The following is a 26,512-nucleotide window of genomic DNA, read 5'->3' as shown; positions in this document are numbered from 1 at the left end:
ACAGAACTGCCATGATTCTTTCGGGTCAGGCCGGGAAGTATCCCTGATCGTGTGTCTGCCGAGGACCGGCGCTATGGCCGGTCCTCCTCGTTATGATCAGAACTGGAAGCGCACACCGGCGCGGCCGCCGCCGCCCTTGGTGGACGATCCGAAGGCGGCATTTCCTTCGATGAAGCCGCTGACCGGGCCATCGGAAAGGATGGTCACGCCAAGTGCCGCCTGGCCGTAGTCGCCCATGCGGCGCCCTTCGATGTCCTGCGAAGTCCCGCCGCTCACCAGCGTCGCGGCAGGTTTGCCGTCGAACTGGTGGACGTAGGTGCCCCGGGCATAGAATATCGCTTCGGTTCCGAAGACCTTGGCCGTCCCGCCGATGCGCGCACCCAGCTTGCCGGTCAGCCCGTCGAGATTGCCGAAGGTGACCGACTGACCCAGCAGATCCAGCCCGCCGATATCGGCCTTCTGCCATGCCAGCGAGGCGAGCGGCTCGACGAAGACCTTGTCCGAGCCCAGCCGTGCGCCGACCTCGCCCTGGACGCCGTAGCTGTTGCCATCGGTCTTGTCCGACCAGTCGAGCACCCGGCCATGCGCGTCGATCGAGTGGTGGGCGTACTGGCCCAACGCATTGGCGAAGAAGGCTCCGCGCTTGACCGAGCCGTAGGCCCCGACGTTGACGGTATCGAACGCGGCCCGGTCGCCGCCCTGCTCGAAGTTCTGGCGTGAGCTGATGTAGCCTGCCGTCACGCCGAACACGCTCGCGCTCGCATCCTCGACCGACCCGCCCAGATCGACGCCCACCTGGAACCCGTAGAAGTCCTGACGATAGTCCAGGGAATAGTCGGTGCCATCGATCGATTGCGAAGCGTCACGGTTGGAGACACCGCCATAGACCTGACCCCACACGTGGGTGCCGGGCTGTGCGTCGTCGCGAAGCTGCGCCATGTGCGAACTCCACGCCTGCGCTGACTGATCCCATACAGCCTGTGCGCCCTCACCGATCCGCGCGAGGCGATAGACAGGAGCACCTGCCTGGGCGGTCAGGCCGAAGCTGCCGGCGTTGTAGGCCAGCGAGTAGTGGACCAGCCCGACATCGGGCACGTCCATGTGGAAGGCGCTCGCCGCGGTACCGGTGCCGGCCTTGACGAGTTCAATCGGCTTGGTCAGCAGTGTGGCATCGCTGGCGCGCTGGTTGAGGACAATGCCGGTCGAACCGGTCGCCGCGCCCTGGATCACCAGCTTGTCGGCGACACCCTTGCCCAGATCGAGGCCGAGCTGCGCCTTGCCCGAACCGAAGTAATCGCCGGTCAGCGTGAGGGTATCGCCCGCAGCGCCGCCCCGCAGGTCGACGAGGCCGCTGTTGTCGAACCGCTCGAGCCCCTTGAATGTGATGGAAACCGGCGCGATTGCAGCACGCGCCGCTGACCCAGTGCCGCTGGATACACTCAGGATACCGCTGTTGGTGAACACGTCCCGGCCAGCGCCGAAGTCGCTGTCCTTCGTCGCCGTGAAACGACCTGTGTTGACGAACGTGTCGCTGAAATCGCCGAGATGGATGGCGCCCATCAAGGTGCCTGCGTTGTTGATATGGGCACTGCCACCGGTAACAGTGATGGCGTAGCCAGCCCCCGCCGAGATCACGCCGGAATTGTCGATGATGGCCGTGCCAGGGTGTGGATTGGCGGGCGGTAGCGGCTGCGGCTCGTCATCGCCAATGTAGCTTTCGGGTGCATAGCCCCAGTAATGCACGACCGGCGTCACGTGAGGGGTAGCATCGATCACAATACCGTTTTGGACCCCATAGACCGAACCCGCCTTCGTCACGACGAGATGGTTGGCGTAGCTCTGCAGGGCGACACCATCAGTGCCGCCCTTCGCTGCACCGCGGACAGTGAGATCCGCGCTATCATAGCCCCGCAACTCCAGCGCGGTGGCCTTGGCGGAAGTGGTATTTCGGGTATCTGCGATGATGCGTCTACCTTCAGCGAACACTCCCCGGCTCCCTTGTCCGCCTACCAGGATATCGCCGCTGGTGATCGCGACGGATCCGGTAGTCGTGCTGACCATGATGCCGTCAGCGTTCACCCCCTTGGTACTTACGGCCCGAGCGGCGATGGAGATTTTGCCGCCGGTCGCTGCCTCCTCGGCATCGCGCGGGTCTGCTCCCGGCAGGTCAAGCGCTATGCTGACGTCGTTGCCCGTCAGTTTCACTGTGGGTGGATCGAAGGGGTAGACCTCAGAGTGGCGCTTGCGCTCGGTGACCGCGATCCCGCTGGACCCCCGTCCTTCGGTAGAGACCAGCCCATCAAGGGCGATATTGATATCACCAGGTGACGTAGCTCGGATTCCGGATGCGAAGTATGCGCCCTTGGTGGTCACATTGCCGCTGCCGGTGATGACAATGCCGCCGTTCCCTGCATAAGCCACGATCGCGTTTCCGAGAGCGCCCTGCGTGGAGATCGGTCCTGTGAAGTTCAAGGCGTCGGCATGGCCGTTCAAATGAACAGCCTGAGCAAAATATCCTTCTGTGGCGATGCCGTGGACCGATAGAGCCGCAGTATGATTGGCCGAATAGAGGCTTGCTCCGTGCGAGAAGGCACCTGATGTCGTGATGTCGCCGCTCACGAAAGCGACGGCATCACCGCGCTTGGTATTGTCCGAAAGCAATAACCCCGAACTTGCCTCACCCGTGGTTGTAATCGAGCCGAGGCTGACCGTGATCCCGCCCGTTCCCTCTTTGCCGTTATAGCCGCCTTCGTCGCTCGTCACCGCAGTCACGCCGTGCGATCCGTAGCCGCTCGTGGTGATAGAGGATTGGGCGATCTTCACCGAGCCGCCAACGCCGCTATAGGCGCGAATCCCGCTGGCATCACTGCCTTGCGTCGAGATTGTTCCCTTTCCGTCGATGTTTACGTCGCCTCTTGCGAGGGCGATGATACCCATCGCCGCAACTTCGCCGTCGACCGTCGTTATGGCAGCGTTGTTATGGATCGTCAGATCGCCACCAACCGCCAACGCCGAAACGGCGGCATAGCTACCAGACTTCGTAATTGTTCCGCTCAGATTTAGCTCAACCGAAGCGCCGCGGGCGTAGATTGCGCTGCCGAAAGCGCCTCCAGTCACATTGTGTGCCGTGACTTTGACGGTGCCATAGCCCAATGTGCTCATGGCCTCGATGGAATTGCCTCGAGCACCGGTGACTTGCACGTCGCTGGCTTTCACCTCCACGTCACCGTAGAACGAATGAGCGACGACGCCGGAAGCATAATTACCCGAGGTTGTCACATGCCCGACATCGACGGAGATGTTCCCGGACAACGTCGAGGCGTAGATACCCCAGGCGTTGTCGCCTGAGGTCGTTACGCTTCCAGCCCGGACATCGACGTCCGTCCCAGGGATATCGGCAAACGTTCGAATGCCCGTCGAACTGTAACCCGTGGTCGAGACATTGCCCACGTCGATATCGATTGACCCGGCACCGGTACCGGGATTGCCGCCAGACGAGGCGACTGCAACCGCATAGACGCCGTTGGCGAGATCGCCGGAGGTCTGGATATCCCCCGCGACGATAACGCTGTGGTGTGCGATCGTTTCGATGCCGTGTGCACCAGACCCGCTGGTCGTCACTTTGCCGGCATTGACAGCGACATCGCCATACGCGTTGGTCGCGAGCACGGCGATGCTGCCGGAGCCTTTCGTTTCGACGTTCGCCGCGTGGATATTGAGTGAGCCGTCATAGCTTGTGGCGTAGATGCCGCTGCTTTGGTCGCCGGTCGTCTTCACGCTTCCCGCGTCGATCGTAGTATCCCCGGCGACCGAGCCATTTACGGCTCTGATGCCGGTGGAGCCAATGCCGGATGTTTCAACGGTACCTGCTGTGATCGTGATCGAGTTGCCAGTGCCGTTGGTGTATGCGTTGACGCCGTACGCATGGTCGCCGGAGGTCTTGACCGTGCCAACATCGATGACGGTACTCATTTGCCGTCCAAGGGTCAGGGCGCGCACGCCATCCGAAGCATAGCCTCCTGTCTCGATGGCGTCGATGCTCACAGAAAGGACTTGTCCCGTGGATTGCGGTTGTCCGCCCCCTTGGGCCAAGACGCCGTGGGAGCCGCCTCCTAGCGTTTTTATCGTATCCCCAGTGATCGTAACGCTACCGTAAGTGCTGCTAGCGTCGATCCCATGGCCGACGCTCCCGTGCGTAGTGACGTCGCCGACCGTCACCATGTTGGATCCGGAGACGGTAGAGGAATACACCCCGAACGCATAATCGCCCTGGGTGCTAATGCTGCCAACCGCGATGCTGTTACTACCACCCGGCCCGACGTTGATAGCGTCTACACCGTCGGAGCCATACCCTGCCGTGGTGAGCGTACCGGCGCTAACGGCAATATCATGCAGCGCCTGTCCATTATCGTGCACGAAGTTGGAGTTCGCATAGATAGCGGCGGAATAATCTGCGGCGGTGCTGACAGAGCCCGCCGTCACGTTGACTGCTGCCCCGACCGCCTTGATGCCAGTGCCAAGGAATGCCCGGCCGACATTCCCACCGCTGGACGTAACGTCATCCACCTTGATCGTGGTCGTGCCGCCGGAATAGGCGACTATGCCGCGCGATCCGTCCCCGCTCACATGGACTGACCCGGCGTCGATATCGACATTGCCAAGATAGCTTGAACCGTAAATGCCGTCGGCCCCATAGCCAGCGGTGTTTACCTTTCCGGCATGGACGGTGGTCCCACCGGAATAGGCGTTCCCGCGGATGCCGACGGAGCCTTCCCCGCCCGTGCCGACCTGATCGGCACTGATCGTGATGTTGCCCGCAGCCCCGCCGATGTTGGTGTTTGCGTATATGCCGTCCGACCGGTACCCGGTGGTTAGGATCGGGCCCGCTTCGATCGCTATATCGCCCTTGCCGTAGGCATGGATGGCGGCGGAATTGGCACCCGAGGTTGTCACCGACGAGGCGGTGATTACCGTGTTGCCCTCCGTACGGGTTTCGATCCCCGGCATGTCATCGTGGGAGGTCACGATCGGACCGGCATCGATGTTCACGTTCTCAACCACGCTGTAGCGCGGGGATGAGTGGACCGTCAGGTCCGCAACCCCAGCGTTGCCGCCGATCGCGAACGTGTCCGCGTTGATGGAACTGGAGCCATCGGCAACCGGGGAGGGTTTCTGGCCAGACGACACCATGACGGTTACGCCGCCGACGAACTCGGCGGCATGCGGCACCGAGGTGGATTCCCCAGTACGGATCGTGAGATCCTGAGTGGGACCGCTCGAGCCAGGAATATCGCGCCTTGTGCCGGCATCATGTTCAAAAGACGGGCGGACCGGCGCCGTCAGGGTCAGCCTCCCTGCTGAAGGAGCAGCGGCGGCAGGAACCGCGCTTATGAGTATGGCAGTGGCCGCGCCGGTTAGACAGGTATCCAGCCGTAGTGCAAGCCGACTTGGACGAGATTTCGAAATTGGGTTTAGTGTAAGGCTAAATTCGTGGCGATCGTTGCGCAAGATGGTGCTCCCTGGCGGTATGCAGGAGCAATCGGCGGTCGGATCCAAAGCCTGCGGGCAGCGTGCAACGTGGCGCTGGCGCGCTATCGCGTCGGAAACGGCTAAGGATCCGACCCGTTGCCCCTTGATTGCCGCTCAACGCCGCGAAAGGTTCTTACCCGTACTGGAAATCAGAATTTTGTCAGAAGCAGGCCTCAACACCCAGGCGAACGGTCCGCGGTCTTTGCGGTGTGCTTTGCGAGACCATGCGTAGCGTGAAGGGATTGCCCAGGGCAAACGTGTTGCCTCGCGCGTTCAGAAGATTCTCAGCCGAAAGAGTGACGGAATACCGGCCTATTGAAAACCGGCTGGCCAGATCGATCCGAGTGGTCCCGCCTTGGCGCAAATTAAGGTTTGCACCGCTCCCGAGGTGTGAAATGCCCTCGTACACCATGGCAGCATCCAGCGCCAAAGTACGTCCTCGCGGCATGGTCAGCACATATCGCGCCTGCGCCCTGAGGTTGATATCCGGAATGTTGGGAAGCGACGCATTGCCATCGAGCAGGTCATCAATTGCCTTGAGATGGTCATTCACCAGCATGGCCGCTCCACCGACCGTGAGGCGAGGCGTGATCTGTGCACGAATCGCGACATCCGCCGAGAGGACTCGCGCCTCACCAATGTTTTCTGTGTAAGTTAGACCGATCGGCGTCAGAAGGTCGGCCTGAACATCGCTCCAGTGGCTCCAGGCAAGCGTCGCATCCAACTCGAAGGGCCCGATGCGCCCATTCTGTAACCCGACTTCCAGAGTCGATATCCGGTCGGATGCGAAACGCCGAGAAACAACGCCGCCGGACACTCCGCCTGGCCGATAGCCGGTTCCGTAGCGCGCAATCACTCGCGTGCCCATGCCCAGGTCAAGGCTCGCAGAAAGGGAAGGCAATAGCCTTGTCTCTCTACGTCGGACCTGTATTTTCGCTTGCTCGCGGGAAAAGTAGAAGCTGTCGAGCTTGCCAAATGCGTCACCGTCCAACGTGATTTTGGACGCTCGCAAAGCGGCGCCGATGATCAGGCCATGGGAAAGATGAAGACTCATCTCGCCGAAGGCATTGATCTCCGTGTTGTGGTTGCGAATCCGAAGACGGTTTGCCGGATCGGTAGGCAGGACTTCGCGGCTTTCTGCTGATCTGCTGGACAGAACTGCCATCCCTGCGATCCAACCCAACTGCACGGCATGACTCGACGTTGGCTCATGCCATACCCGTGCTTCAAGTGTGCGCAGGGAGGCCCGATTGGCTTGTTGAAACGCTATCGCGCGGCCGTCGAGGGATGTCGCTGCGAAAACCGCCTCGAGGTCCTGGCGTACCGTACCGACTGTCACACTTGCATGGGTATTTTCGCCATCCCGGCGAAGCGTTGCAGAGCCCAGTGCAAAACTGTCCATTGCAGGCTCGGCGATTGGAACGCCTCGTTCGAGGGGGCTCGAGGTGGCATACTGAGCGTCGTGCGTACGGATTTTCTGCCCGACCAGGACTGCATCGCCGGTCCAGTCCCCGTCCTTGTAGCGCATTGCGATCCGCCCCCCGCGCGTGAGCACACGGTTGACATCCTTCAATCCTCGCAAGGTGTCGTCGATATATCCGCCCTCGCTGGTTCTGTAACCAAGAGCGCGCAGGGCAAGCTTTTCAGGGCCGACGGGCAGATTTATCACCGCGCCGAAATCCGTTCCGGGGCCGCCTTGTGCTGTGCCGGAGTACCCGCTCCACAGGTTCAACGAGGTTTCTCCGATTTCAGGCGAGCGAGGATGCGCGCGAATCACGCCGCCAAGCGCGCCTGCGCCGTAAAGCGCTCCCTGTGGCCCAGGGCTGACTTCGACCTCGGCTAGGTCATAGGGGAGTAGCCCGGGATCCGGGGCGCGGTACGTCAGTCGCTGTTCGCCAAGATATTGCGCCACAGTCGACGCTCGGGTGCCGGCGAAGCTGGAATCGGCAATACCGCGCAAAAACAGCTTATCGCGGCCCGGCCCCTGATGCGTTGAAGTGACCAGAGCGACCCTATCAGCGATCGCTTGGGTTCCCCGCAGGCCCGCAACAGCGTCGAACGAGGTTCCCGGAATGGTGCGGGTTCCCGCGTGTAATGCGAAACCTTGATGATTCTGCCGAGGTGCAGCTACGACGATGGAGGGACCGTGGCTCTCGGGCAGGAACAAGATGGGTGCAGGGGCAGCTGGCTCTACTTCAAGTTGACGAATTCCCACAATCAACCACGTATCACCGGAGATCCTGCGCAGGACCACACCGTTCCCAAGTATCTGACGCAACATGGTGTCGACGCCGCCCGACACCCGTGCAGGCGCGATCCGGCGCCCCAACAGCGCGGGATTGGTTGTTCCAATGCTGCTCCCCGTCCCGCGAGCGATAATCGCGATTGCCTGAGCAAGCGTGCAACGAGGGATGGCAATGTCCCGGGCTAGAGCAGCGTTTGGCAGGCATAGCGGTATGATTGCGAGCGCGGAGGCGCTAATTATCCGCATTTGCTGCCTGTCCGGCCCCTCTATCGATAGGCTCTTCTACTTCTGCATCGAGCAGGATCGCTATGCGCTCGCGCAATGCCTTCCGGGAGCCGTCGGTGCGGATCGTACCGGTAAACCGGCGCTGGTCGCCACCGGCGCGAGTTTTGATCCGCAAGCCGGTTGTTCGTGTAACATCGGCGATCACGCGGGTCAGCGGCGCGCTGTCATACTGGAGCCTGCCCTTGGTCCATCCAGCGACGTCGTCGCTGGCGATGCGAAACTTGCTGAAGTGTCCGCCGGTTAACGTCGCACCTTGACCGGCGATCAGGTTCATATGGTCCTGACCATTTGTCGTCAGTGCAACTTCCCCATGCTCGACCGCTATGGTGACGCCATCACCATCCCGTGTGACGTTGAAGCGGGTGCCGACATCGGTTATCAATGCGCCTCCAGCGCGGACCACGAACGGGTGCTCAGGATCATGGCGCACCGTGAAGAACGCCTCGCCGGTATCCAAAGTGGCCTCCCGGCCGTTAGCTGCAATTCGAACAAACGTGTCGCCGTTGAGAGCCAGTTTGCTACCGTCCGCTAGCTGCAGTTCCTTAAGCCCTCCGCTTGCGGTGCGGTATTCCTGCCAGGCTATTTCGCCCGCGGCCTCTTTGCCATGCGTTTGCAACCACAATCCAATGCATGCGATGGCTACGGCGCATGCCACGAATGGCCATAATCGGCGGTCTGCAACTGGATTGTCGTTGGCGGCTTCATCGAGTGTGGGCGCATCCGGTGAAGAGTTTGCCGGCAAGACTGCTTCTGTTTCAACCGACTGGAGGTGGTCTAGCGCCTCTGCCTCTGCCAGTTGGAGGGTATTGAACACATCTGCATGCTCCGGCGACATGGCCAGCCAGGATGTCAGCGATTCCCAGTTCTCGAAGCGGGGGTCACCTAACCTCACGAGCCATTCGAGCGCTTCCTGTTCAACGCGAGTGCGGTCCATCAGCATGTCCTTCGCGCTGTAACGCCGCCGCATAGCTCAAACCGCATCGAGATGCGTCCTGATTTGCAACAGGGCAACGTAGGCCTTGCGCAGATCCTTCTCCACGGTGCTCAAACTAACTCCCAATTCGCCCGCGATCACTTGCTGAGTTGCTCCTTCAAGTCGGTAGCGGCGAAATACGTACTCGACTCTCGGGCCCATCGCCTGCAAGCGCTGAGTTGCGATATTGATCTCTTCCCGCGCGATAAGGTGATTTTCGCTGGAGGAACCTTCGCCCTGTTCGTAGAGCTGCGACCAGCTTGTATCTCTAGCCGATCGCCTGCCTGCCTGCCTCCAGGTGTCCAGCAGTAGCCTTTCTGCCATCCGGAAGAGATACGAAAGAGCGCTCGGCTCGACGTTGCGGTCCAGGCGCGAAGCTTTGATCCACATTTCCTGCAGCAGGTCGTCCGCGATGTCACCAGCGCCGCGGGCAAGCAGGTAGGCGCGCAATCTAGGCCGGTTCGATAGCAGGATATCCGCGAGACTGGCCGAGCCCGCGTCTTCGTTATCAGTCATGCCGAACGGCGACCCACGGTTGAACAGTTTGTAACAAAATAGAAACCGAACCGGCGGTAACGCAAGCCCCCGCGGTGATTTTCCGAAGCGGGTGGGCCAGCCTCTCCTCTTGTCGGGTCGAGTGCCGACAATGAGACCGGCGACAGCCCGGAGCCCAGCCCGCGGGTCGAGGCGCAGGGCCCGCGCTGCGAATTCAGCGGCGCGACAATATGGCAGGTCGCATCGCCTCGGCCATACCCCAGCAATAGTGTGCCTTCGGATACTGTCATCGTCACGAAAGCTGCATTGCATTCACGGCGATTTATAGCGCGCAAGGCTATGCGTGGATAAAGCGCGGCGTGATCTGTCAGCGCTGCGGAGGCGCAGACCACATTTCCGCGTCATCGACGGAGGCCTTTCTGGTTCGCTTGTCATAAAGGCAGAGTTTGGAGACGGACGATCCGCGGGTGCGATCCGACACAAGCATTGCTACCCTTCCAACGGCGTCATCAAAGGCAATGATTTTCGATGGGCGGGAGTTACGAATGCCGCTGGCGACTACGCACGCGCGCGTCACTTGTCCGTTGAACGCGGCCCAAGCGCTGTCGCTGGAGGCCATTGAGGGAGCCGCAAAGGTCAAAAATGCCGTTGCAGGAACAAATGCCAAAAGGCGGTTCAGCAATTTCATCTCATTTCTCCATTGTGATTGCATTTTTGAGTGTCATGAAGCGTACTTGCGAAAGGCGGGGGAAATAATTTCCCTTGAAGAATGAGACGTACCGTTCCGGTCGCGACGCCAATTACCAGCGAGTTAGTAAGAATGAATACGGCCGGAGCAATGGCTGTCATGGCGCCCTCACCGTTGATCGGAACGAGCCGTATCGATGCTGCCGCCAAAGCTGTCGCGCCGAACGTGAATGCCCAATAGCTTGCCGAAAACCCTTGCTCTGTAATCCATCGGCTCATGCGGATGAGGAGCAACGCCTGCAGTATAGCGTACCCGATCATGGCGTGAGCCATCAGATCCGGGGCGCCCTGCCCAACCGAAAGATAGCTCACAGCCCCAACGGCAGGAGGCGCTAATTGAATACCGAGCGTCGGCCGAAGAGCAGGAGGAAGTGTCTCGCCGGTGTAAAGGCGATGCAAGAGAACCGACTCGATAGCGAGCCATGCAAAAAACCCGCCGCCGAAAAACAGTTGGCCCCAATCTTGCCACCCGAGGTTACTCGCAACTGTGCCACTTACAAAACAGCCCGCCACCATCGGCAGATACAAAACCGGGGTCGTTGAAGCGGGTGACCTCGCACCTCGCCATAGTCTCCCGGTGCGCCACAATGCGAAGGTCAGCGTAGCGGCCGCGCCGACGACGAAAAGAAAGATCGCCAAAGCGCGGGAAAATGACAACGCACCTTGTGCTATCAGGAGTGTGCTGACGCCGGCCAGGCCGATAAAGCAGCATTGCACCGGATGTTCCGATTCGGCCAAGGCTAGGTCCGTGGCTTGAAACCATTTCAGAACGTAAAGGGACGTGACAGCGAGCCACGCCGCAACTGCTGCGAAAAACAGTGTTTCACCGATTGCTGCGGGGAGATGCCAAGCCGTATGCGCGGCTCGCCACGCATTCGCGAGGCCGGCAAGGCCGAGAACGACGCCAAAGAGCGAGGCAGGAACCCGCGATGCAAGCCTTTCGTCCAATTCCGTCACTCGCATTTCCTCGGGGTGCATGGGCAGCCAACACAAGGCTTTGCACCGTCGCTGGCGAGCCGCCAATCTAGACAGTGGTATTGGTTGTTATCTCAGCGACCCGTTCCCGCGTGCCGCCGGCGGCGCCTTCTGCAAGTGAGCATACCAAGTGGCATACTGACTCCCGCGACATTTTTTGGCAGACCGTAGCCCAGGTCATTAAGAAGGCAGCGGCCGTGGACTATGGTCGGTCGCGTTTCTGCGTATCGGGATTGGCGGGGTAGGTGGCTGCTCGAAATCGCCAGCGAGGGCCGACTGGGTCAGTACCGTGGCACGGGGCCGCACGCGCCCGGGACCAGAACTATTGGTTACCGTCATCGATGCAAGGGGTGCAGTTGACATGAGCGTTAGTCTTAAGCGCCATGTCTCCGTACGAGGATAATCGGGCCTGCCAAGAACGCTTTCGTGATCGGCCGCTCACCCAACGAACTGGCATCGACCGCTCAACATGGCTGCGATTGCACTATCAAGATCCTGGATGGAATATCTTACCGCTGCAAGGCCGGCGTGGAGATCGAACGGGGTCGCTTCGTCACGGGTGCTACCGTCAATCATCTGCCCCAGATCTGCAGCGATGGCCGATGCGCGTCGCGCTACTGTTCGAAGGTCGAGGTCCGCAGGCATCGCGAGAGCATCGGGCAAACCTTGCGCAACGATCATGTCAGAACCGTCGCGATCTTGTTCGAGCGAGTTGACCAACCGAAGGAGAGACACTCGGCTACCGGCAAGGCGGGGCGGATCGGATTCCAGAAAGTGGCGCGCAGCCGTGAGGTTGATGGCAGCGAGCCAAGCGGGGCGATCGTCGCCTAACCGGTTGATCAGGGGCGCCGTGTCCTCTTGGAGGCGGCACGCGGTGAAACCAACCGCTGGCTTTGTTTGATGAGCGCTGGCCTGGTCGCTCGGCTCGGTTTGTAGAGGCATCGTCGCTCTCCCTGAAGAGCGTTCAACCTGTCAGGGACGGCGCCACGAACCTATCCGATTTCGGCAAGCACATCCATTATACGCCAAATCCTTTACCGGGAACTCAGGTTCGCGACGGCCGCGATGTCCGCAATGTGTCCGACGGCGACTCGTGAAAATGCTGCTGGTAGTAGGCCGCGAAACGGCCCCCGTGTTGCATGCCGTAGCGGTTGGCGATTTCGAGGATGTTGGCATGTCCGCGGCTCGCGATGATGTCGCGCCGTGCGGCGTCGAGACGCCGGGTACGCAACCATTGGGTCGGTGACATACTCCGGAAGCGCGCAAACGCGTGATGAAGCGTTCGTTCGGGGACCCCCGCGGCGCGTGCGATCATCTCGATCGTTATGTCCTCATGGAGATGCCCTTCCATAAAGGCTTCAGCACGATGGACATGGCCGGGCGCTGCGCCTGATTTTTGGGGCAATTGCACAGCACGGCCGTTCAGCATCGACTTCATCATGCCGGCAATGGAATCCTCGACGCCCCCGCGAACGGAAGCTGACTCAAAGGCGGCGCCGCCGCGCTGGAGTTCGCGGCAGACGAACGACAGGTAGTCTATCAAGCTACCGGCGAGATCGGTGACCGGCTCAGGGTCAATTCCGACGCCTGGACCGACGAAGCCTTCGTCGCCTAGCTCGATGAGCCGGCGTGGTACACTGACCGCAAGATGGGCATCGGAAACTTCATGGACGAAACGGTATGGGGTGTCGGGCCCCATCAGCATGTAGTCGCCCACGGCAAGGGATTGCAGGTCTTGGATGCCGGTGACCCGCATCTCACCGCGCAAAGGCACCAGGAAAATATACTGGGCCCGATTGGTTTCCTCGATAAGGACATCGATATTGCTGCCATAGGCGATCTGATTGAACGTAGTTCGCTCTAGCCGGGCTGACGAGTGGCGAAAATCGAGAGGGATGCCGTGCTCGTGATGGACGATGCGGTGAGGGCAAAAGACTTCCGACACGCTCTGGATCGCGCGCCGGGGGTCGCTGCAGCGTTGAAGGTCAAAGCGGACCGGATCGAGCTCATCCGGACGGTGCGCTATGAAAAAATCGTCGGCCGCCATGGCGGCCATCGTGCGACCAAGGTCCTTCATCATGGCCATCCGCAAACATTGTAACCATAGCGATAATAGCACGAGAGGGCGGCGTTAAGACCCATACGTCGGTATGTTGCCTCGACATTTTTGGCCGGCCAAGCGCGCATTGGCCGTGTGAATTCGGGTCAAGGCGCAACCGGTTGATCCGCACCTTTCAATTCCGAATAGAGGCCCCGTGTGCCCCAGTCCTCGTCCAGGCCGCTGTGTCCGTGATCTCGCGACAGATCGTCGGACAGCAGTTGGGCAAGCGAGGTTACCGTAGCTTGCGATGCCTTGAAGAAGCCGGCATCATCCGGCTTCTCCGGTTTGTGACGCTCGAACAGTGCCCGGTCATGCATGCGGAATACGGCGGCCGCCCGATGAGCCCGGTGCGCCCTGTAACCTAGCCTTTGCAGCGCCTCGCGCCCAAGAAGGAGGCTCGATTCGTAGGTCTCGCTTTCGACGTGATCGGCACCGGCTTCCAGAAGTTGGTAGGCATGCCGCCGGTCAAATGCCCGGGCAAGGATACTGAGCTGTGGGAACGAGCGCCGTGCGGTTTCGACCAGCGTCAACGCTTGCGACGGGTCATCGATGGCGACAATAAGAATCTGGGCCGTGTCGGCACCTGCTGCCCTCAGGAGGTCAAGCCGGGTTGCGTCGCCAAAGTTGACCCGCTGGTCAAAGCGTCGGACAACCTCGATCTGCCGCAGGCTGGTGTCCATGATGGACAGCCTGTGACCGTTGGCCTGGAGCAGGCGGCCAGCGATCTGGCCGAACCTGCCAAAACCAGCGACAATTACGTCGCAGCGGTCGGAAAATTCATGGTCGGCTTCACGCTCTACCTTTCGTACGCAGCCGCGCCAGCGGACCAGGCGTTCGGTTAGCAGTGTTGCAAGCGGCGAGAGAAGCATCGATACGGCAACAGCTGCGGGCAGCAGGCGAGTAAGATGTTCGGGTAAGACTGCCAGCGGCTTTGCGAATGAAACAAACACGAACGCGAATTCACCTCCCTGTGACAATGCCACAGCGAGGGTAATCGCTTCAATTCGGACGAACCGGAACGCCCGGCCAACCATGTACATTGCTGCGGCTTTGGCAATCATGAAGCCGATAGCAATTGCGAGCACCGCAAGTGCCTCATGCCGTAAAAGGCCCAGGTCGAGACCAGCTCCCACCGTGATGAAAAAGAGGCCGAGCAACAGTCCGCGGAAAGGCTCAATGTCGCTTTCGATTTCTTGTCGAAACTCGGTTTCGCCGAGAACCATACCAGCGATGAAAGCTCCCAGCGCCGGGGAAAGGCCAACGAGAGTCATCAGCGCAGCGACGCCAACCACCAGAAGCAGGGCGGCTGCGGTGAACACTTCTCGGGATCCGGACGCGGCAATGAAACGGAAAAGAGGGCGGACAGCAAGGCGGGTGCCGACAATCAGCGCCAATAGCGCACCCAAAATCTCGATACCATGCAGCCACCCAGGGGTGGCGGCTTCATTCGTTACCTCACCGGCGGCCGCCGAAAGGAGCGGTACGACAAGAAACAATGGTATGACTGACATGTCCTGGAAAAGAAGCACGCCGAAACAGGCTCGGCCGACCGGACCGGAGCGTTGGCCTCGTTCTTCAAGCGTGGACATCACGAGGGCGGTCGAGCTCATCGCCAGAATAACCGACGTGGTCCAAGCTGCGGCAACGGACAAGCCCAGCCCGACACCCGCAAGTGTGATGACCAGGGAAACGGCCGCCATTTGCGCGGCACCGAGACCGAAAATGAGAGACTTCATTTGCCAAAGAAGCTGGGGTCGAACTTCGAGACCGATCAGAAACAGCAGGATGACAATCCCGAACTCTGCGACATGTCCGACGGCTTCGGTATCGCCCGTCAAGGAAAGAACGCCCGGTCCGATCAACGCGCCCGCCAGGATATAGCCCAGCACGGCACCAAGCCCCACGCGTTTAGCGATGGGGACGGCAATCACCGCAGCGAGCAAATAGATGAAGGTATGCGCAAGGATGTCGGACGAGGTCATCGAATAGCTTCCGCCAGGCGTTCACGCAAATATGCGTGATAAGCGAGAGCGGCCATGCTCAAACGATCACCCCGCATCCGCGGGGCGTCATGAACAATATGCGGGCGCGCCCAGTGCATCTGACATAGCGCCGCGGTTCGCTCGAGCGGCCGCATGAAGTCGTCTATCGGATATCCGTTATGGCCCCCTGCGCTGTAACTTCGTGCGTCGCCCCCAGTCGACACCGCACAGAACAAACGCTTCCCCACGAGGCTTGAGGAACCCCGCCCGTAGGCGAAGCCATGGAGCCAGACCAGGTCGAACCATTCCTTCAGCAAAGAGGGCATCGAATACCAAAAAAGTGGGAATTGCAGCCCGATCACTGCATATTGCGATAACCGCTCCTGCTCGGCCGCTACGTCGATCTGATAGTCCGGATAGGTCTCGTATAGGTCGTGGATTTCTACAAAGCTTTCGCCAGCGAGACTGTCGAGAAGCGCCGTGTTCACGACACTTCGATCGAGCCTTGGATGGGCCACGACAAGGAGGCATCCCTCCTTGTTTTGCGGAGGATCATCGGTCGCAGGAGGGGGCGCCGCCGAAAAGTCCGTCATTCCGCAATGACCGATCTCACGGCGGCCCAGGCAATAGCCTCATCCTGGTCGGGGGTCCCGCCGCTCGCGCCGATCGAGCCAAGTACCGCTAGCTGATGAACGATCGGGACACCGCCTGGCAACGTCATGTACTTTCCGGCTGCAACTGCGGTCACGCCGAACAACGGTGCGCCAGGCTGGACGAGACGGGTAAATGCACCGCTCGGTGCAGCAAAGGCGCGCGCGGCGTGCGCTTTGGCGAGCGCGAGATCAAATGCGCCAGGCCAGGCTCCATCCATTCGAGTGGCAAGGACAAGGTCGCCGCCAGCGTCGAGGGCGATAATGGTCGCTCGGACTTCCAGACGGCGAGCAGCCTCGATCGCAGTATCGATCGCCTTACGTGCATCGTCGAGCGTTATCGTTTCAACAAGGACTGGCATGGTCACCCTCGGGAAGTTTGAACCACCGTGCTGGCCTCATTCCGAACGTGATCCAATCACGCCAGATATCGGGATACCCTATGCCAAGGTATGGGCTGACACGGCAGAGCAATGCTTTGCCGTTGCGTAGTTTGCCCGCGCTTTGGAAGGGAGCGCATGTTAGGCTCCCGTCTCTAATTCCGGACTGGTATCGATGCTCTGATCGACGGCTCGGCGAACCCCGCGCGAAGCCAGTAACATCTCCCCGACAAAGCAGGTGATTGCCAACATCGTTAGCACGATTGCGCCCCCGAACAGGGCAAACAACAAGACGGCGGCCGGTCGGTCAGCCAGAGCCGCTAGGAACAGGACAAAGACAGATGCGCACGTCAGGGCCGCAGCTAACGCGGCAGCGAGAACCGCAAAGTCAAGCGCCTGCGATCGGCGCCGCAAGCTGCGAAGGCGGAAAGCCAAGATGTCGTCGCAGGGGCCGGCCGAAAGCTGGTCAGCCTGATCGCCAACACGCGCGAGACGGGTTGCGAATACGTTGAGCAATGCGCCGATGCCCGAAAGCATGAACATCGGGGCCAATGCCGTCTGAACCACATGTGCAGTCGCAGCGGTCGTCAGGGGATCTGGTGAGACCATCCCGCCTGGCCTTTGCGATCACTGCCGCAAATGAGCGTCAGCATATCAAAGAGGATCATTGTTCCGGCCTCCCAGCAATAAGCCCGCGCAGCGCCGCGAGCAGGGCCACGTCGACGGCGATCGCAAGGCTGGTGCCAGAACTCACGTGAAACCGTGAGCAAAAGGCCGCGGACCCAGCTAATACGGACCAGGGCTTTGTTAGAAATGCAGGCGGCATCAGTGCAGAAGTTGCCGATCTGGCCGCGTGTGATGCCAGCAACGCGCTTACCTGATCGTGTCCGGCTTGTAGCCAGGGTGCGTTCACCTCGGCCCACCTTATCGAAACCTCTGGCTCTCATGCCGCCTGCGCTCCTCAAGCCTTTATGAAAGCGAGAAGGTCGGGGTTGAGTACGTCCGCATGCGTCGTCAGCATACCGTGTGGGTAGCCCTTGTAGACCTTGAGTTCGCCATGCTTGAGCAGTTTGATTGAGAGTTCCGCAGCATCGGCGATCGGAACGATCTGGTCGTCGTCGCCATGCATAACGAGAGTGGGGACCGAGATTGCCTTCAGATCCTCGGTGAAGTCGGTCTCCGAGAATGCGGCGATGCAGTCGTAATGCGCCTTCGCGCCACCGATCATTCCTTGTCGCCACCAATTCTGGATGGTCCCAGGATATATCTTCGCGTCTTCTCGGTTGAAGCCGTAGAAGGGGCCGCTGGCTAAATCGAGATAGAATTGCGCGCGATTGGCAGCTAGCGCGGAACGGAGGCCATCGAAGGCCGCGATCGGAGTACCTTTGCGATTCTTGTCGGACCTGACCATGATCGGCGGGACTGCACCGACTAGAACCGCCTTAGCCACCCGGCCAGGTCTGGCGCGGGCAACGTAGCGAGCCACTTCGCCGCCGCCGGTCGAGTGTCCGATATGCACAGCGTTCTTGAGATTCAGATGATCTGTGAATTCAATCAGATCGGCGACGTAGGTATCCATGTCGTTGCCGGTATCGGTCTGGGTCGAGCGCCCATGACCGCGCCGGTCATGCGCAATTACTCGAAAGCCATGCGCCAGGAAATAGAGCATCTGCGTGTCCCAGTCGTCAGCGCTCAGTGGCCAGCCATGATGGAAGACGATCGGCTGAGCCTCTTTCGGTCCCCAGTCTTTGTAGAAGATCTGGACGCCGTCCTTGGTCGTGAAGAAAGCCATGTTTTGCACTCCTATTGGATGGGATAGAGAGGTGGGCAGGCCCCACGCGGGTGCCGCTGCGACTGCCCCAGTAGCCAGGAGGCCGCCGAGCAACTGACGACGGTCAAGTTTGAGCCACCCCTCGAGGGCTGTGAGGCCGGGCGTGGTCACGATGCGCGTTCCAGTGCCGCGACAGTGTCATCGGTCGACCAGAGGGCGTTGGCGAGCCAGCGAAAGTTGAGGAGTGCTGCGGCATAGGCATCTCCTTCGGGAATTTTGCTGCCGGCCGTCGCATCGCGCACCACGATTACCTCAAGACCATGCTCGACAAAGTCGCGAAGGTGCGATTCGACGCAGAAATTTGCCGCCATGCCCGCCAGGATCACCTGCGTCGCGCCCGTCTTCCGCAGCTGGAACATAGTGTCGTTCGTCTGTGGGCCAGCGATCTTGTGCGGTGAACACACAACTGTCCTGCCGTCCTCGATTAGATCCTTGAATTCCGGCAACCAGTCGGCCCCGGATCCCTCGAAGCCCTCGACCGACAACGGATCTTTCCGCTCGAACATGCCGAGATTGTGCATCATGATCTCACCGGGCGCGGCGAACGCCCACCGATGGTCGTGCGGATAATAATAGTGGGGCGAGACGATGACGGGGATGTCCGCCTGCTTCGCGGCCTCGAACAGGCGGCGCAGGTTGGGAACAGTCCCGTGCTCCTCGATGCTCTCTGCAAAGACACCATAGGCCGCGCCCGTTTCGCCCAGAAAATCGGTCTGGGGATCGGTCACGACAAGCGCGACCCGTGAAAGGTCGAGCTTGAGAGTCGATGCCGGCAAGGCGGGGTTTTCCGGATCTGCATAGGCCGGATTGCGAGGCGAATAGGTCATCGGTGCTCCATCGGACGCAGTGGAAGGCGTGCCCTCACTGTGGCGATGTCGACGCCCCCTAACCATTCTACCTGAGCAGCACCGACCCCATACCAAGGTGGGCGCTCACCGGGGCACGTCAGGCCGCTGTCTGTATTTTTTCGGACGCGGGGAGCACGAAGGCGAAAATTGCTCCCCCCTCCTCCCGGTTGCGAACCTCGAGCGTACCTCCCATGCTTTCTACGGCATTGCGGCATACCTGCAGGCCCATTCCCATCCCCGAAGGCTTCGTCGTAAAGAACGGCTCGAACAAACGCTCAAGCTGGTCCTGCGCGATGCCAGGTCCGGTATCTGCCACGGAAATCGATACGCCCTCCCCCGTGTTCAGCACGGACACTACTATCCGGCGTACGCCGGGCGTCGCGATCATCGCTTCTGCTGCGTTTGTCGTAAGATTGACCAGAACCTGCTGCAGTTCGATGGGGTCTGCCTGGATGGGCGGGAACTCCATGTCGCACTGCAATTCAAGCGCCGCCCCTGCCCGTCGCACCTCGCTGTCAAGCAGATCGCAGGTTTCGGTTACGAGCGCGCACAGATTGAACTGCGAAATTTTGCGTCTATGCGCGGTGACGCTTTCGCGGGTCCGCTGCACGATCGCCCTTACCCTCTCCACCGTGCGGGTGAGGCGCTCCAAGCCTCGAATGGCCGACAGGACGTCCGGCTGCTCGGAATGAAGCCAACGAAGGGTCGTTTGCACATCCATCGTCATCGATGAGATCGGTTGATTGAGTTCGTGCGCGATGGTGGCTGAATAGGCGCCGACGGTCGCAATCCGGTTAGCGCGCGCCAGTTCGTCCTGTGCGGCGCGCCGCAGTTCGGCGATGCCTTCCTGCTCTGTCAGGTTGAGGTGACTTGATAGATGAAGGCCGCTGTCCAGGCGGATCACAGTGAAAAAGACCGTGATGCGTTGACCGTCCTTGCCGATCAGAACCGTACGTCCGTCGATATATTCGGATCCGTAGTAGGCCATCTCGAGTTGGCGCAGAAGAACTTCCGGCCCGTCATCAGCATTCTCGGCCGGCGGGTTTGAGGATAGTTCTGCGAGATTTTCATACCCCATCAGGCGCGCGAGGGCTTCGTTGACGCGGGTGGTTTTGATGAGGCCGAGACAATGGTGAAACAAGTCAGGATGCGCATGCATATGGGCGCGCAGGTCCGTAATGCCTTCTGCGCGCAATTGGTCGAGGATCGGCTTCGTGGCGCTGAAATCCATCTCCGCAAAGCTGATGTTCCCGACATCGAACAGGCTGGAGTAGCGCGCTTCGGTCTGTGTTAACTGCGCGGTTCGCAGCTCCACGCGATGCTCCAACTGTGTCATGAGATCGTGTACTTTCTGCTGGGCAAGTACCTCCTCGTGTATATCGGTGCTGCCCCCGTAGAATCGGAGGATCTCCCCGGTTTGGGGTGAACGCACCGCCCGGCGCGCCATAGACATCCACCTGTAGCTTCCGTCCTTGTGGCGCAGCCTCACCTGATGCGACACATCTTCACCCGTTTCCAGCGACCGGGCGAGCTTCTCGCGGAGTGGTCCCATATCGTCAGGGTGAACGCATTCGCGCCATGTCTGGCGTGCAATGCCTTCCTCGCGCTCCACCCCTGTAATCTCAGTGAAACGACGATTGAGGAAATCCCACCGACCGTCCGGCGTCGAACGCCATAGAAGTTGTGGGACGGAGTCAGCGAAAGTCGTCAACTCGACGCGGCTTTCTTCCAGCTCGATCCGCATCCTCTGGATCTTCAGACGGTTCATCAGCAGCGCCGCGGTTAGAGCCAGAGCGACGATGACAAAACAAAAGCGAAGCGCGCTTGGCAGATCCGGAGCGCTGGCGTGGACAAGACCCCATGCGAGGGTGGACAGCAGAACGCACGCACCCGTTGCAAACATAATATCGCGGCGCGTACCACGAAGTCCAACGAGAACAAGAACACAAATGTAGATAATCGCTACAGACGCATTTAGCGTCGCGCTGCAGTCAGCAACGAAAATTGTCGCGGCCAAGGCGGCGGCAATGATGCCATCGCGGAATTTCAACTTTGCGCCTTCCAAGTCTTCACTCCGTATTCGCCACTGGCCGACGATTCGATCCATTATCTTTCAGATAGGGTCTCGCTCGCCCCCTACCATGGTGCATATCGCCAAGCGAGCGTGCCTTGGGCAACTTCCTTTCTAAGGAGGACCACTCATGAACAAACATAAGACCGCTCCCACGGAGTACGTCGAGGTCGGCGAATCACGTTATGCTTATCGCCGCTTCGGCAACGGGGCCGGCAGTCCAATCGTCATGCTTCAGCACTTCACTGGAGGATTGGATCATTGGGATCCCTACCTCACCGATGGGCTCGCCCAGGACCGAAGCGTGATCCTTGTCGACAATGCCGGCGTGGGTGCCTCGACTGGCGCCACGCCGACGACGATCGAAGGCATGGCAGGATGCGTCAGGGACTTTGTCGACGCTCTCGCGCTGGAGACGTTCGACTTGCTCGGCTTTTCCATGGGCGGGATGGTCGCCCAGGCATTCGCCAAGGAAAATGGGGCGCGAATCCGGCGGCTCGCACTGGTCGGCACGAGCCCACGCGGCGGGGACCCGACGCCCTACCAAGCGGAAGTTTCGCAGCGCGCGCGTGGCAGCGCAGGTGAAGAGGATATCGCCTGGTTGTTCTTTGGACATTCCGATGCGGGGCGCGCAGCGGCCAAGGCGTTCTGGCAGCGGCGTCATGAGCGGACCGTCGACGTCGACCCGCCGAGCGGGATGGAGACGATAATGGCCCAAGTTGCCGCCGGCAGAGACTGGATCGTGCCGCATGGCGAACGCTTCGCGGATTTGTCTGCACTCACGATGCCAGTGCTAGTCGTTAACGGTAGCAACGATGTAATGCTGCCAACGATCAACTCCTTCTACCTTCAGCAGCATCTGCCCAACAGCCAATTGATACTTTACCCGGACTCCGGCCACGCGGCGCAGTTCCAATACCCGCAGCTGTTTCTCACGCATCTGCAACTTTTTCTGGACGCCTAAACCGGGGCTTTGCCCGGGCCTTGGGTGGGGCCTCACAGCGTTGCCGCGAACATGGCGGCCAGCCTCCACGGACTCAGGTCCATTGACCCCATACCAGTGTCCACGTTCACGACACACGGCCGCCTGTCTAGTCTCTAGGAAACGAAGGAATGCACATGGACAAGCTCGCATCGGAAATCATCGACGCCCATGGCGGTCTCGCCCAGTGGAAGTCGTTCTCTTCGCTGACCGCTCACCTTATCCAGGGCGGTGCTTTGTGGACGCTCAAGGGCAAAGCGGGCCTGCTGGACGATACTAGCGTCACAATCGACCTTCGTCGCGAGCGCGCATCACACGCGCCTTTTGGCGACGCTTCGCGCAAGTCGATCTTCACGCCCGCCCTCGTCGAGCTTCGCTCCGACAAGGACGAAACATTGGAGTTTCTGGAGGATCCCCGGGCTTCGTTCGCTGGTCACACGCTCGAGACGCCATGGTCCGACCTACAACTCGCCTATTTCGCGGGAATCGCGATGTGGACCTATCTCACAATGCCGTTCCTTCTCGCCGAAGAGGGTGTCGAAACGCATGAGATCGATCCCTGGGATGAGAATGGCGAGAGTTGGCGGCGGTTGCGGATTCGCTTCCCCGACACGATCGCGACGCACAGCACGGAGCAAACGCTTTATATTGGCGCAGACGGCTTGATCCGGCGCCACGACTACGACGTCGAGATTGCGGGCAACACCCCAGGCGCGCACCTCGTATCGGACTACGTCGAGGTGCAAGGTGTGATGTTCCCGACCAAGCGGCGAATTTTCCCGCGACAGCCCGATGGAAAAGCAATGGCCGAACCGCTGGTCGTCTCGATTGATCTTGATCGGATCACTCTGAGTTAAGCACGCGGGCTTGGGACGCAATCGCCCCGGGCCCTAACGCTCGCGCGCCTGCTGGCGCACTTTTTCCGACTAAGCGAGGTGGGATCATGCCTGACCAAAACGAAGACATCGTGATCGGTCCGATCGCTACTCACCACATCGTTATCGACGGCCTTTCCATTCGTTACGCGACGGATCGGCGGGTAAGCTCGGGTATCCCGATCCTTCTTACCGCGCCGTTCCCGGAAAGCCTTTTCGCGTTTCTACCGGTTTGGGAGAGCTTCGCCGCCATGGGGCCGGTGATTGCGGTCGATCTGCCTGGGTTCGGTCGATCCGAAGGAAGGCAAGACCTGATGTCGCCCTCGGCAATGGGCCTCTTCCTCGTCAAGCTGCTGGACGTTTTTGAACTCGAACGCGTCCACGCTATCGTTCCCGATGTTGGGACGTTGGCGGCGCTGTTCGCCGCCTCCACGAACCCTGAACGTTTCGCCAGTATCGTCGCCGGGAGCGGCGGCACGGCCATGGAACTTCTTGGTGAACCGCTCGTCCAGATCGCCCACAGCAAAAGGTCTGATTTTGACGGCATCGATGGCGGCGAACAGGTCGTCGGGCTGGTCAGGCAACTCGCACGGGTCATCCCGCCCGCCGCGGTTATCGAGGACTATCGCTTGTCTGCGGCTGGAGATCGCTGGAACGCGGCTGCCGACTTCGTTCGCGCTTATCCGCTGGACCTTCCCCGGCTCGCAGCGCTTTTGCCTGGGATCGACGTTCCCGTGCTCGTTCTTTCCGGCGGCGACGATCCTTTCGTCCCACCTTCGAATGGCGAATTCTTGAAGGCGCGTCTTCCTCATTGTGAAGCACAGGTGATCGAGGCGGGTCATTTCGTCTGGGAGGATGCTGCCGAGGAATACGCCCGGTGTGCCACGGAATGGATCAGTCGCCACGACGTTGGTGTGGCGCCCTAGTGCCGGCTTCATGGATTCCAACTCGCGCCAATTGAAACAGGTCCGATGATCTGAATGGGCTTGGCATCCCGTCGTCGTCCCCGAAGCCGTTGGTTTAGGCTCTGCGCTGGCGGTGCTTTTGATATCTCTCTGGCCTGGTGGAGGCGTTTTGCACGGTAACGTCGTCTCGCCGGCGGAGGACGCCGCAAAGAGCGATATTGACGCGATCGCGACACGTCGCCCCCCAGACCTACGTACGCAGATGGTGCAAAAGGGGGCGGTCGCTGTAACGCGGTGCCCCCTTCCCTTACTATCTAACGGTTCACATCGACAATCGACCGTCCCCTGGACTTGCCTGCGCGCATTGCACCAGCGACGCCTAAAACCTCTTCCAGCCCGATTTCAGTTACCGCCAGCGCCAGTTTCTCAAGATCGAGATCTGTCGCCAAGCGTTGCCAAGCCCGCTCGCGAACCACTTGCGGGGCATTGACAGAATCGATGCCGGCTAGCGTTACATTCCGCATGATGAACGGCATCACGGTCGCGGGTAGATCAAAACCGCCGACAAAGCCGCACGCCGTGACTACCCCGCGATACTTCGTCTGCGCCAGCACATTGGCTAGGGTCCGGCTCCCGACCGTGTCGATCGCGCCCGCCCATCTATCCGGTCCCAACGGTTTGTCTTCGCTCGAGATGGTCTCGCGATCGATGATCTCCGAAGCGCCAAGACGTCGCAGATACTCCGCCTCCGACGCCTTCCCGGTGGACGCAAGCACATGATAGCCCAACTCGCTGAGGATGGCGATCGCTATGGACCCGACCCCGCCAGAGGCACCGGTAACCAGGATGTCACCGCGCTGCGGGACGATCCCGCCATCTTCCAGCGCCAGGACGCTCAGCATTGCCGTGAAGCCGGCAGTGCCGATGGCCATAGCGTCGCGAGTACTGAGCGGGTCCGGAAGTTTGACGAGCCAGTCAGCCTTGACCTGTGCACGCTGCGCGAATCCACCATGGTGAGTTTGGCTTAGCCCCCATCCTGTTGCAACGACCTTGTCCCCTGCGACAAAACGGGGATCCGATGAGTGCTCGACCCTACCCGCAAAGTCGATGCCCGGTATCAACGGAAAGGTCTGAATGATTTGTGGGCTGACAAACGCGATGGCGTCTTTGTAGTTCACGTTGGACCATTCCACGGCGACTGTAACATCACCATCACGGAGTATGTCGTTTTCAACAGTCGTGACGGAAGCGGTGATCGCTCCGTCGGTTCGGTCCGCGAGAATCGCTCGAAATGCCACCAGGCTGGTTCCTTTTCTTGAAGATGTCAGTGGTCTGGAATAAGGCTGAAGGGCGATCTTCGTAAGACCGCACAATTATCGCTGATGCTATCATTCATGATACTACCGGAACTGGAGCCGCCCAATGCGCCCGAAGCGACTTGAGCCAAAAAGTGGATGCGCCGTTGAGCTTACCGTTTCGATCATCGGCGGGGTCTGGAAGCCACTGATCCTTTTTCATCTCCTTGGCGGAAAGAAGCGGTTTATGGAATTGGCGCGACTGATCCCCAACGCGACCCAGCGGATGCTGACCCTTCAACTGCGCGAACTTGAGAGCGACGGGCTCCTGACGCGGCATATCTTTGCCGAGGTGCCTCCGAAGGTCGAATATGAAGTGACACCGCTTGCGAAGTCGCTCGCGCCGGTAATGCTGAGCCTGCGCGACTGGGGTGAGGGTTACAGAACGGATCAGCAGAAGCTGCCGGCGCTGCAGGTTGATTGCCCCCGCGAAGCTGCGCCTCGTCATAAGCCCGAAAAGGCGGCATCAGTCCCGGCAATTCCGGAACCTGACCAGATTGCCATGCCGGTAGCAAATTAGCGGAAAATGCCTTGGCCGGCGCACCACGATCACGTCGATGGCAGTCCGCCGGTGATAACAAAGGATGTCCCGACCGTAACCGGTGCGTATCGCGCATCTGCGCCAAGCTGGCGCGTCATCAGGTCGATAATCCGAGACCCAAGCCCAAGATCCGTTTGTCCTTCGTATCTTCGACCGCGGCCCCGATCCCGAACCTCGAGTATGAAACCCCGCGCACCATCGATCGCCAGCGTCACCGTGATGGAGCCATGCTGATCCGCTGCATATGCGTGCTTGCACGCATTGATCACGAGCTCGGTCACAATGATTCCGACCACACTGGCAAATTCGCTCGGCGTGTTGACCGGATCAGCTTCTAAGTGAATTTGACGGTGCTCACAGCTAAAGCTCTCCTGCAGCCCGGCGAGTAGATCCATCAGATAAGCACACAGATCGACGCTGTTCTGGCCAGGCGATTTGTATAGCTGCCGATGGACTCCCGCGATGGCGCCAATTCGCTGAACCGACGTTTCAAGCGCGGCCCGGGCGTCGGGGTCACTAACTTCTCGGCACTGCGATGACAAAAGCGCCGACAGAAGTTGAAGGCTGTTTGCAATCCGATGGTCGGCCTCTCGGCGCCCCGCGCCTTCGTATTCGAACGGAACAGAGCTACTTGCGGGCCCTTCACCGTTAGAGATTATCATCGCGCAGATCCTCCATCGACTTCACTGTGGCGCGAGCCGGTTCGGGAGGAAACAATACGGTAGTCTGCCCTGCCCTGTGC

At 60.2% G+C, this 26,512-nt stretch carries 21 protein-coding genes; 5 read left to right on the top strand and 16 right to left on the bottom strand.

Annotated features, from left to right (window positions below):
• Window positions 1–96 precede the first annotated feature (96 nt).
• From TQ38_RS28090 to tehA, 6 genes are all read right to left on the bottom strand, one after another.
• Window positions 97–5,229: an autotransporter domain-containing protein gene (locus TQ38_RS28090; RefSeq protein WP_052505804.1), complete on the bottom strand. Its 5,133-nt coding sequence runs from the start codon at window positions 5,227–5,229 to the stop codon at window positions 97–99.
• 460 nt (window positions 5,230–5,689) lie between these two features.
• Window positions 5,690–7,810 (bottom strand): TonB-dependent receptor, encoded by a 2,121-nt coding sequence (locus TQ38_RS28085; protein WP_240198200.1) that lies wholly within the window; start codon window positions 7,808–7,810, stop codon window positions 5,690–5,692.
• Window positions 7,811–8,006: 196 nt separating this feature from the next.
• On the bottom strand, window positions 8,007–8,993 hold the full coding sequence (locus tag TQ38_RS28080) for a FecR domain-containing protein (RefSeq protein ID WP_162792451.1): 987 nt from the start codon (window positions 8,991–8,993) through the stop codon (window positions 8,007–8,009).
• A gap of 36 nt (window positions 8,994–9,029) precedes the next feature.
• On the bottom strand, window positions 9,030–9,548 hold the full coding sequence (locus TQ38_RS28075; RefSeq protein ID WP_043976548.1) for an RNA polymerase sigma factor: 519 nt from the start codon (window positions 9,546–9,548) through the stop codon (window positions 9,030–9,032).
• 346 nt (window positions 9,549–9,894) lie between these two features.
• Window positions 9,895–10,215: a hypothetical protein gene (locus tag TQ38_RS30315; protein ID WP_043976550.1), complete on the bottom strand. Its 321-nt coding sequence runs from the start codon at window positions 10,213–10,215 to the stop codon at window positions 9,895–9,897.
• Window positions 10,212–11,237 (bottom strand): dicarboxylate transporter/tellurite-resistance protein TehA, encoded by a 1,026-nt coding sequence (gene tehA / locus TQ38_RS28070; protein WP_043976684.1) that lies wholly within the window; start codon window positions 11,235–11,237, stop codon window positions 10,212–10,214. The genes TQ38_RS30315 and tehA overlap by 4 nt, the downstream gene beginning before the upstream one ends.
• Window positions 11,238–11,675: 438 nt before the next feature.
• On the opposite strand from tehA, the gene TQ38_RS28065 reads away from it, so the two are divergent.
• Window positions 11,676–12,080 carry a hypothetical protein gene (locus tag TQ38_RS28065; RefSeq protein WP_043976552.1) on the top strand — a complete coding sequence of 135 codons (405 nt, stop codon included), beginning with the start codon at window positions 11,676–11,678 and terminating at the stop codon, window positions 12,078–12,080.
• Between the two features lie 214 nt (window positions 12,081–12,294).
• Here TQ38_RS28065 and TQ38_RS28060 read toward each other — a convergent pair whose 3' ends face one another.
• The 8 genes from TQ38_RS28060 to TQ38_RS28025 form a co-directional block, all read right to left on the bottom strand.
• On the bottom strand, window positions 12,295–13,335 hold the full coding sequence (locus TQ38_RS28060; protein WP_052505805.1) for an AraC family transcriptional regulator: 1,041 nt from the start codon (window positions 13,333–13,335) through the stop codon (window positions 12,295–12,297).
• A gap of 119 nt (window positions 13,336–13,454) precedes the next feature.
• Entirely contained in the window at window positions 13,455–15,332 is a 1,878-nt protein-coding gene (locus TQ38_RS28055; RefSeq protein WP_043976554.1) for a cation:proton antiporter, read from the bottom strand.
• Window positions 15,329–15,820, bottom strand: a complete 492-nt coding sequence (locus TQ38_RS28050; protein ID WP_240198198.1) for an NAD(P)H-dependent oxidoreductase — start codon at window positions 15,818–15,820, stop codon at window positions 15,329–15,331. The genes TQ38_RS28055 and TQ38_RS28050 overlap by 4 nt, the downstream gene beginning before the upstream one ends.
• Before the next feature lie 101 nt (window positions 15,821–15,921).
• Window positions 15,922–16,344 carry an ATP--cob(I)alamin adenosyltransferase gene (locus TQ38_RS28045; protein WP_043976556.1) on the bottom strand — a complete coding sequence of 141 codons (423 nt, stop codon included), beginning with the start codon at window positions 16,342–16,344 and terminating at the stop codon, window positions 15,922–15,924.
• 159 nt (window positions 16,345–16,503) lie between these two features.
• Window positions 16,504–16,905, bottom strand: coding sequence for a DUF2721 domain-containing protein (locus tag TQ38_RS28040; RefSeq protein ID WP_240198197.1), 402 nt, complete (start codon window positions 16,903–16,905; stop codon window positions 16,504–16,506).
• Between the two features lie 418 nt (window positions 16,906–17,323).
• Complete coding sequence (locus TQ38_RS28035) at window positions 17,324–18,154, bottom strand: alpha/beta fold hydrolase (RefSeq protein ID WP_043976559.1); 831 nt, start codon at window positions 18,152–18,154, stop codon at window positions 17,324–17,326.
• Between the two features lie 146 nt (window positions 18,155–18,300).
• The gene (locus TQ38_RS28030; RefSeq protein ID WP_370059842.1) at window positions 18,301–18,921 is read right to left on the bottom strand and encodes a cysteine hydrolase; all 621 of its coding nucleotides are present in this window, start codon (window positions 18,919–18,921) and stop codon (window positions 18,301–18,303) included.
• Between the two features lie 217 nt (window positions 18,922–19,138).
• Window positions 19,139–21,106, bottom strand: coding sequence for an ATP-binding protein (locus TQ38_RS28025; RefSeq protein ID WP_162792450.1), 1,968 nt, complete (start codon window positions 21,104–21,106; stop codon window positions 19,139–19,141).
• A gap of 136 nt (window positions 21,107–21,242) precedes the next feature.
• On the opposite strand from TQ38_RS28025, the gene TQ38_RS28020 reads away from it, so the two are divergent.
• From TQ38_RS28020 to TQ38_RS28010, 3 genes are all read left to right on the top strand, one after another.
• Window positions 21,243–22,076: an alpha/beta fold hydrolase gene (locus tag TQ38_RS28020; RefSeq protein ID WP_043976564.1), complete on the top strand. Its 834-nt coding sequence runs from the start codon at window positions 21,243–21,245 to the stop codon at window positions 22,074–22,076.
• A gap of 155 nt (window positions 22,077–22,231) precedes the next feature.
• Window positions 22,232–22,951 carry a hypothetical protein gene (locus TQ38_RS28015; protein ID WP_043976689.1) on the top strand — a complete coding sequence of 240 codons (720 nt, stop codon included), beginning with the start codon at window positions 22,232–22,234 and terminating at the stop codon, window positions 22,949–22,951.
• An 86-nt stretch (window positions 22,952–23,037) separates the two neighbouring features.
• Window positions 23,038–23,895 carry an alpha/beta fold hydrolase gene (locus TQ38_RS28010; RefSeq protein ID WP_043976566.1) on the top strand — a complete coding sequence of 286 codons (858 nt, stop codon included), beginning with the start codon at window positions 23,038–23,040 and terminating at the stop codon, window positions 23,893–23,895.
• 293 nt (window positions 23,896–24,188) lie between these two features.
• On the opposite strand, the gene TQ38_RS28005 is transcribed toward TQ38_RS28010, so the two are convergent.
• A complete protein-coding gene (locus TQ38_RS28005) occupies window positions 24,189–25,172 on the bottom strand; it encodes an MDR family oxidoreductase (RefSeq protein ID WP_043976568.1) in 984 nt (327 codons plus the stop codon).
• A gap of 124 nt (window positions 25,173–25,296) precedes the next feature.
• On the opposite strand from TQ38_RS28005, the gene TQ38_RS28000 reads away from it, so the two are divergent.
• On the top strand, window positions 25,297–25,749 hold the full coding sequence (locus TQ38_RS28000; protein WP_043976571.1) for a helix-turn-helix domain-containing protein: 453 nt from the start codon (window positions 25,297–25,299) through the stop codon (window positions 25,747–25,749).
• Between the two features lie 29 nt (window positions 25,750–25,778).
• Here TQ38_RS28000 and TQ38_RS27995 read toward each other — a convergent pair whose 3' ends face one another.
• The gene (locus TQ38_RS27995; protein WP_052505807.1) at window positions 25,779–26,432 is read right to left on the bottom strand and encodes a sensor histidine kinase; all 654 of its coding nucleotides are present in this window, start codon (window positions 26,430–26,432) and stop codon (window positions 25,779–25,781) included.
• Window positions 26,433–26,512: the final 80 nt, after the last annotated feature.

The organism is Novosphingobium sp. P6W (assembly GCF_000876675.2).
In the GTDB taxonomy this organism is placed as follows: domain Bacteria; phylum Pseudomonadota; class Alphaproteobacteria; order Sphingomonadales; family Sphingomonadaceae; genus Novosphingobium.
This window is presented reverse-complemented; position numbering and strand designations above follow the sequence as displayed.